Origin of the sequence: uncultured Nostoc sp. (assembly GCF_964247315.1) — a bacterium.
In the GTDB taxonomy this organism is placed as follows: Bacteria; Cyanobacteriota; Cyanobacteriia; order Cyanobacteriales; family Nostocaceae; genus Nostoc.
In genome coordinates, this window is record NZ_CAXTTT010000019.1 from 58,754 (window position 1) to 66,309 (window position 7,556).

At 42.1% G+C, this 7,556-nt stretch carries 6 protein-coding genes and 1 pseudogene; 3 read left to right on the forward strand and 4 right to left on the reverse strand.

Annotated features, from left to right (window positions below; genetic code table 11):
• Nucleotides 1–261: 261 nt before the first annotated feature.
• The 3 genes from nifE (at nucleotide 262) to ACFE93_RS08325 (ending at nucleotide 4,390) form a co-directional block, all read left to right on the forward strand.
• On the forward strand, nucleotides 262–1,653 hold the full coding sequence (gene nifE, locus ACFE93_RS08315) for a nitrogenase iron-molybdenum cofactor biosynthesis protein NifE (RefSeq protein ID WP_375472861.1): 1,392 nt from the start codon (nucleotides 262–264) through the stop codon (nucleotides 1,651–1,653).
• Complete coding sequence (gene nifN, locus ACFE93_RS08320) at nucleotides 1,653–2,960, forward strand: nitrogenase iron-molybdenum cofactor biosynthesis protein NifN (protein ID WP_375472862.1); 1,308 nt, start codon at nucleotides 1,653–1,655, stop codon at nucleotides 2,958–2,960. The genes nifE and nifN overlap by 1 nt, the downstream gene beginning before the upstream one ends.
• Nucleotides 2,961–3,130: 170 nt before the next feature.
• Nucleotides 3,131–4,390 (forward strand): glycoside hydrolase family 10 protein, encoded by a 1,260-nt coding sequence (locus ACFE93_RS08325; RefSeq protein ID WP_375472868.1) that lies wholly within the window; start codon nucleotides 3,131–3,133, stop codon nucleotides 4,388–4,390.
• Nucleotides 4,391–4,484: 94 nt separating this feature from the next.
• Here ACFE93_RS08325 and ACFE93_RS08330 read toward each other — a convergent pair whose 3' ends face one another.
• The 4 genes and pseudogenes from ACFE93_RS08330 to ACFE93_RS08345 form a co-directional block, all read right to left on the reverse strand.
• On the reverse strand, nucleotides 4,485–4,793 hold the full coding sequence (locus ACFE93_RS08330) for a hypothetical protein (RefSeq protein ID WP_375472863.1): 309 nt from the start codon (nucleotides 4,791–4,793) through the stop codon (nucleotides 4,485–4,487).
• Nucleotides 4,772–5,248 carry a hypothetical protein gene (locus ACFE93_RS08335; RefSeq protein ID WP_375472864.1) on the reverse strand — a complete coding sequence of 159 codons (477 nt, stop codon included), beginning with the start codon at nucleotides 5,246–5,248 and terminating at the stop codon, nucleotides 4,772–4,774. Before ACFE93_RS08335 ends, ACFE93_RS08330 begins: the two co-directional genes overlap by 22 nt.
• Nucleotides 5,249–5,346: 98 nt before the next feature.
• Entirely contained in the window at nucleotides 5,347–6,825 is a 1,479-nt protein-coding gene (locus tag ACFE93_RS08340; RefSeq protein ID WP_375472865.1) for a site-2 protease family protein, read from the reverse strand.
• 307 nt (nucleotides 6,826–7,132) lie between these two features.
• Nucleotides 7,133–7,556, reverse strand: a pseudogene (locus ACFE93_RS08345) (IS4 family transposase); the annotation flags it as partial.

A 7,556-nucleotide genomic window follows, 5' to 3' on the forward strand; every position in this document is an offset into this window, starting at 1 on the left:
TTTGTTTGTTTCAACTTAACCGTGCTAACACTAATCTCTCAAGGTCTACACAGCAACATTAATACTTTAATAGTCTAGTTCGTGTTTTTGTTTTCTACTCCTCTAACCTAGTTGGTGTTTATGTTTTAGGGAATGAAAAATTCTCTTTCTCATTCCCTTTTCTTCCATACTTTAGATACACGATTAATAAATGAAAATCCGATGAAAGCTTTTGGAGATTCACTTAACACCTAATAACTTCTACCTATTGTCACCAAACAAATGAATCCCACCCCAGGAAAAATTAACGATTCGCTCAGTGACTCCAATTCTGAAGATGCTCCTCAGCATAAACAAAAGAAAAAAAAGTCCTCCACACAATTACCCCAACCTGGAACTACTCAAGGGAGTTGTGCTTTTGATAGTGCAATGATTACCCTAGTACCAATCACTGATGCTGCTCATGTAGTTCACGGGCCAAGTGGCTGTGCTGCCAGTATTTGGGGAAATTACAGCAGTCTCTCTTCTGGTTTGATGCTGCACAAAATACGTTTTACCAGCGATATCGATGAAAACGATATCATTTTCGGTGGAGCCAAAAAGCTGTACAAAGGCATTTTAGAATTACAAAGACGCTACAAACCGGCGGCGGTATTTGTTTACTCCACTTGCATCACCGCCCTGATTGGAGATGACATCGAGGGAGTTTGCAAAGATGCCACCGAGAAAACAGGAATACCTACTATCCCTGTACATTGTCCTGGATTCATTGGGAACCAAAATTTGGGCAACCGTGTCGCTGGTGAAGCAATGCTAGAACACGTTATTGGAACAGCTGAACCAGAGACTAGTACACCTGATGACATCAACCTAATTGGTGAACATAACATCGCAGGTGCAATATGGAATGTTCTACCGTTATTGGAGAAATTAGGTATCAGAGTTTTGGCAAAAATTACAGGCGATGCTGTCTACAAAGAAGTTTGCTATGCTCATCGTGCCCAACTTAACGTCATACTCTCCTCTAAAGCACTAATCAACGTGGCAAAAGGGATGGAAAAAAAATATGGCATTCCCTATATTGAAGAGTCTATTTATGGTATAGAGTCAATCAATCAATGTCTAAGGAATATTGCGGCAAAGTTAGGTAATTCTGATTTGCAGGAACGTACAGAAAAGTTAATTGCAGAAGAAACTGCTGCAATAAATGAAAAACTAGCTCTGTATATTACCCGATTGCAAGGTAAGCGCATTATCCTTTCTATTGGAAGTTTCAAGAGTTGGTTGATTATCTTTGCTGCTAAGAAATTGGGGATGGAAGTTATTGCTATTAGTACTAAGGATAATACTGAGGAGGATAAAATTAGAGTCAAAAGTTTGTTGGATAAAGATGGCATAATTCTAGAACAAAATACTCCTAAAGAAATTTTACAGATAATTAACGAAAATCAAGCTGATATGTTAATTGCTGATAAACGCCATCAAGATACCTCTCTCACAGCTAAAATTCCATTCCTAGATATTAATCAAGAACGCAACCATCCTTATGCAGGGTATATAGGAATTTTAGAAGTAGCACAAGAACTGTATGCCGCTTTTTACAACCCTGTGTGGGAGCAAGTATACCAGCCAGCCCCGTGGTCAGCAGAAAATTCTTCTGAGGAGAACATTTGATGGCAATTATTAGTGTTACGAGTACATCTGTTGCAGTTAATCCTCTGAAGCAAAGCCAAACTGTAGGTGCAGTTTTAGCCTTTTTGGGGTTGAAGGGAATCATGCCTTTATTACACGGTTCTCAAGGTTGTACTGCTTTGACTAAGGCGGTATTAGTACAACATTTTCGTCAGACGATTCCCCTTTCCAGTACAGCGATGACTGAAGTTGCAACCATTTTGGGTGGCGAGGAAAGAGTTGAAGAAGCAATCTTGACTTTAGTGCAGAGATCCAAACCAGAAATTATTGGTCTCTGTAGCACTGGACTTGTGGAAACTAGAGGTGATGACATGGGGCGCTTTGTCAAGGAGATTCGCCATCGTCACCCAGAACTTGATTATTTACCAATTGTGCTTGTCTCTACACCAGATTTCAAAGGTACATTACAGGATGGCTTTGCTGGTGCAGTTGAAAGTATAGTCAAGGAAATTCCTCAAAAAAGCTCCAAGCAAGACGCTTATCCCACACAAATCACTATCTTGGCGAGTTCTGTCTTTACACCAGGGGATGTACAGGAAATCAAAGAGATTGTTACCTCTTTTGGACTCGTACCTATTGTTGTACCTGATCTTTCTGGCTCACTAGATGGTCATATAGAAGATTCTTCTAGTGCTATTACAGCTAATGGCACAACTTTGGCACAGTTGCGCTCAATTGGCAATTCTGTATTCACTTTGGCACTAGGTGATAGTATGCGGGCTGCGGCGCAAATTTTGGAGCAGAAATTCAATATACCTTATGAGGTATTTGGTGAATTGACAGGGCTAGCACCAGTAGATAAATTCTTGCAAGCATTGGCGGATATCAGTGGTGTCAGCGTACCAGAGAAATACCGCCGTCAACGCCGTCAGTTACAACATGTGATGTTGGAGAATCACTTTTACTTTGGGTGCAAGCGAGTTTCTTTGGCGCTGGAACCAGATTTACTTTGGTCAATAGTTTCTTTTTTGCGATCGCTAGGAGTTGAGATTCACTCCGCAGTGACAACAACACGTTTTCCTCTTCTCGAAAAACTTCCGATTAAGAGCGTTACTATCGGCGATTTGGAAGACTTTGAGCAATTGGCGGTTGGGTCTGATTTACTAATTACCAACTCTCATGGAGTAGCGATCGCTCAACGCTTAAAAATTCCTCTCTACCGTCAAGGGATTCCCATTTTTGACCGTTTAGATTATGGTCAGTTCACCAAGGTTGGCTATCAAGGGACTATGCAACTTTTATTTGATATTGGCAATCTCTTTTTAGAGCAGGAAACAAAGGTTAAATAGGTAGGCGTAAATCTTTATCGTTGGGATAAGGCAGGAGGCAGGAGGGGAGAGGATTTTAGTTTCGTTGGTTTTGTTAACATAGTTTGGTTTTATTCTGCCGACCTAATTAAGCATTAATATTAGTTATCATGCTGATGTTTCCTTCAGTGACACAGACATTTTAAATAATGATGAAAAGGTTTGTAAAGTGGTGTGTTGAGTTTTATTCTTGGTGGAATATTCGCCAAAGTAGAAAGTCTCTTTTGTTTATCGTTATGCTTAACTTGAGTGCGATCGCTACGTTGATGTTGTCGTTCCCATTGAACGCTCAAATTAATCTGCCGCGAGCGTCAGCATCTGAGTTAAGGGGAGTGTGGTTAACAAATATTGATAGTGATGTGTTATTTGAGCGCGATCGCCTCAAGGGATCTTTGCAACGCCTTGATGAACTCAATTTTAACACTATATATCCGGCGGTTTGGAATTGGGGATATACATTGTATCCTAGCAAAGTTGCAGTCAAAGTTATTGGGCGATCGCTCGATCCCACTCCCGGATTGCAAAGGCGAGATATCCTCAAAGAAATTGTTGATGTGGGACATCAAAAAGGGTTAACAGTGATTCCCTGGTTTGAATTTGGCTTCATGGCACCAGCGGATTCCTTATTAGCGAAAAATCGTCCCCAATGGCTCACTAGTCGCAGTGATGGGACTCGGATTGTCAAAGAAGGGAGACATAATCGCGTTTGGCTAAATCCCTTTCGCCCAGAAGTACAACAATTTATTCAAGATTTAATCGTTGAAATTGTTAGAAACTACAATATTGATGGTATTCAATTTGATGACCATTTTGGCTTACCATCAGAATTAGGATACGATGCTTATACAGTAGCACTTTACAAAAAAGAACACAGAGGGAAATCTCCTCCTAAGAACTCCCAAGATCCAGAATGGGTGCGCTGGAGAGCTAACAAAATTACCGACTTTATGAAGCGGGTATTTACAGCCATCAAAGCTACTAAAAAAGATTGCCTGGTTTCTGTTGCGCCAAATCCTCAGCGTCTTTCTTATAACTTATTGTTAGCAGATTGGCAAAAATGGGAACGGCTGGGAATCATTGAAGACTTGGTTTTGCAGATATATCGGGATGATCTGAATATTTTTATTAGTGAATTGGAGTACCCAGAAGTGAAAACAGCAAAGAAACATATTCCAGTGAGTGTGGGCATTTTGGCTGGGTTGAAAAATAAATCTGTATCGATGCAACAGATTCAAACACAAGTGCAAAAAGTACGCGATCGCAATTTTGCCGGAGTCTCCTTCTTCTTCTATGAAACCCTTTGGAATATGAGTAAAGAAAAGCCCCAAGAGCGACAAACTGGCTTACAGAAAATTTTTCCCACACCAACGGCTTACCCCAATTTGTTAGCAGGTTGGAAACCCTCAAGTTGATTTTCCTAACAACTAGAACTTACGCACCTTGACTCTCGTCTCGAACAAAGCCTACTTGAAAAGCGTTTTGGAATGACCAGTTGCCTGTTGTATCCTACTCTAGCCGTCTTCGTTTCTTGATAAGCGTCAGGCTCATTAAGTTGCGGTTACAAGGTATTTCACCGTTGGGATTGGGAAGTACCGTGCCAAAAGCAGGTAGACCGTACAAAGGTAAGCTTTTTGCATCAGTGTAATCTGCCTCTAAAGTCAAATTGGTTTTCTTGTTAATGTCCCAACGGATGACAGGCGCAATCAAAAACACTCTCTTATTGAAGAAATCGGTGAACCCCTGTTTATCCAGGTAAGATGCATTCAATCGATACGAAACTGTCTTTTCGTCATTCAAGGGGCCAGATAGATCCACAGCACCTCGGTAGAAATCATAACTGCCAACAGTTGCTTCAATCGCGTAAAAAGGAGCGCGCAGAGTTCAGGTTCCATTTCAAAACCCACACCTAGAGCGGGCTGTATACCACAATCTATTGTCTCTTTAGGAGCTAAACCACTCCCATAAAAAATGTATTGTCCATCACTGATCGCAGCAAGTTTATTCTGGGATTGTCCGGTAAAATTAAAGTTCCACTCAAGTCCATGTTCGCGTTCAGGGGCTTGGATGATTAGGCGATCGCTCAGTTGTAAGTTGAGGATGCTCAATACCAAGCCCTCTCGCAACTCACTTTGTCGCAAATAACCCTGTCCCAAAGCTTGCGGGTATTTATAAACCACATCCATTGCATCATCAGGATCTGGGTGTTGAGAACGTTCGATAGTCTCCTGAAATAGTTCCCAATAGGCTTGCCATGAAATAGTGATAGTCATGCTGGCACTTCAATTCAGATAAAAAGCTTCAACTCTTAATCAAAAATTATTCCATTAAGCTTTCTTTATCTGATTTTAGTGCCATTCGACTCAGAACACTATCCTATTCCCAAACGCCCAGCCAAGGCGGGAGTTAGGGGTAGAAGCGTGGTAATCATCAAGAATAAAGCCAAAAGCCCCAAAGCGGCTCTAGCATCATCGGGTTCAGTAATTTCATTTAAGCTGGGGCGTTCTTGATCCCGTTGCAAAAAGAAAATCACGATCGCCCAGTACATGGCAATCATATTACCGAGAGACACTAGTGCCAGTAAAATTAAAGTTGCGATCGTTGCCCGTCCTGCGGTTTTACGTCCATAAATCGCCTGCATAATGCGCCCACCATCTAGTTGTCCTGCTGGCATCAAGTTTAAAGCGGTAATTACTAACCCCAACCAACCAATCACCACTAGGGGATGAACACTTACCAGGGATGATTGCAACGCCGAACCAAGGACAACTCGTGCCAAACTTCCTACCAAAATCGACCCTTGGAAAAACTGATTTGGCAATTGAAATAAACTACCTGGGTGGGAAAGCAGCAAGCCCGTCACCAGCATTAACAAAGAAACAATACCACCTGCGGCTGGCCCTGCTAAGGCAATATCAAATAATACCTTGCGGTTGGGCAATAGAGACTCAAAGCGAGTAATTGCACCAAAGGAGCCAATTTGCACAGCGGGTAGAAAAAAGGGCCAGCTAAGGTGAATTTGGTGACGTTGGGCAAGTAACCAATGACCAATTTCGTGAGCTACTAAAATCGAAAATATCCCAGCGCCTATGGGCAAAGCTTCTTGAAACCGCCCTGGATTGCCAAAGAAATCAAAATTCAGCAATAAGCCTGCTGCTTCTAAATTTGTGGCAATCGTTGCTATCAATAAGACACCCGCAAAGACTTTTTGCGATAACAACATCGGCCGGGGATCGTTACGGCTTGGTAGGACAATCACCACAGGTCTCCCATCTGTATTTTCCACTAAAAACAGACGATAGCGATCGCCTTGGCGTTGTCGTAAACTTGCAGTTAGACGGTTGTGAGTATCTTCTGGTTCTCCCCGCAAATTGCCTTTGAAAATGGCTCCATCTTGGTAAGCGATAGTTTCTGTGGCAAAAAATGTATCGATACCAAAAATGCCTTTAATTGCATTCAAGTCATCTTCCGGTATTGGTGGGATCTCCGCTTTCAGTTCTGCGACTGCTAATTGTGGGGAATTTGCTTCAAGTGAGGAAGCAGCGAGTCTTTCTGTTGCGCGTTGCTTGAGGATGGCATCTTGCCCATCTGCGCGTAACTGTCTGCCCAAATAGACGTACAATCCGGCGGATGTCACAACTAAGAACAATATACCCGCTATATTGATGTAAATCCCTGCGGCAAACAATCCAAAAAACAGGAGCCAGGGAGTCATCAACACCACTGACTGTAACCAGGCTAAGATTCCCAGTTTACCAAAAGGTCTGGCGCGATAAAAGCCCCAGCCCAAAATGCCTAAAGCTACCAGTAGGATTGCTGCCAGGATAGAAGTTTCTGATAAAGTGAACATCTCCAAACCTTTGCTATTGAGACTAAGCCAGAACAAGTCCGGTATTGCAGATACACTTATTAATGTATAACGCCGCCTGTCGTCTGCTCAAATTATGCGGCTTTGTGCGTAGCCCAACCCAGGCATTGGGCAAGTTGAACTTACAGTAGCCCTACTTATACCAATTCTTTATAAGCTTGCACTAAATGATTATCTCTCTCTTCCTTGGCGTTCTTTAGGACTTACGCATTGACACAAAATACATAGTATGTGGGGCTTGAAAAACCACATCTGTCGTAAGGGCACAACATTGTTCATTGGTGTCAACTTAAGGGGCTAAAGCCCATATTTGTTGGGTGTAAGCGTCAATCTCTTGATGACGCTTACGCCTAGTTTTGACTAATCCAAACAGCTTCTGATGTTCCACAAGATAAAGAACAGCGTCACTGGCATCACCACGGAGAAGAGCTTGGGAAAAATGGTATAAACCACGAAATACCATTTCTGTAGAAATTCGGTCTAAAGGTTGGTTGAGAGCGATCGCTACATCGATACACAATTGGTTAAGAACAGCATAAAAAATCCAAGTGGCAAAAATTTGAATTTGGACACCATTACTATCACCCACCCAAATATAAGCCAGACCCAAAAGCCGTTTAGTCAGCAAAAATGCATCTTCAACTCGCCAACGCCTTCGATATATAGCGGTTCCTGATTGAGTGCAATACAGTATGGGATAATGGAGTATATTA

Bases quoted from the DNA above. Each gene is read 5' to 3' on its own strand.
- ACFE93_RS08335 (WP_375472864.1), bottom strand. From the start codon at position 5,248: ATGACTATCACTATTTCATGGCAAGCCTATTGGGAACTATTTCAGGAG.
- ACFE93_RS08340 (WP_375472865.1), bottom strand. From the start codon at position 6,825: ATGTTCACTTTATCAGAAACTTCTATCCTGGCAGCAATCCTACTGGTA.
- nifN (WP_375472862.1), top strand. From the start codon at position 1,653: ATGGCAATTATTAGTGTTACGAGTACATCTGTTGCAGTTAATCCTCTG.
- ACFE93_RS08325 (WP_375472868.1), top strand. From the start codon at position 3,131: ATGAAAAGGTTTGTAAAGTGGTGTGTTGAGTTTTATTCTTGGTGGAAT.
- nifE (WP_375472861.1), top strand. From the start codon at position 262: ATGAATCCCACCCCAGGAAAAATTAACGATTCGCTCAGTGACTCCAAT.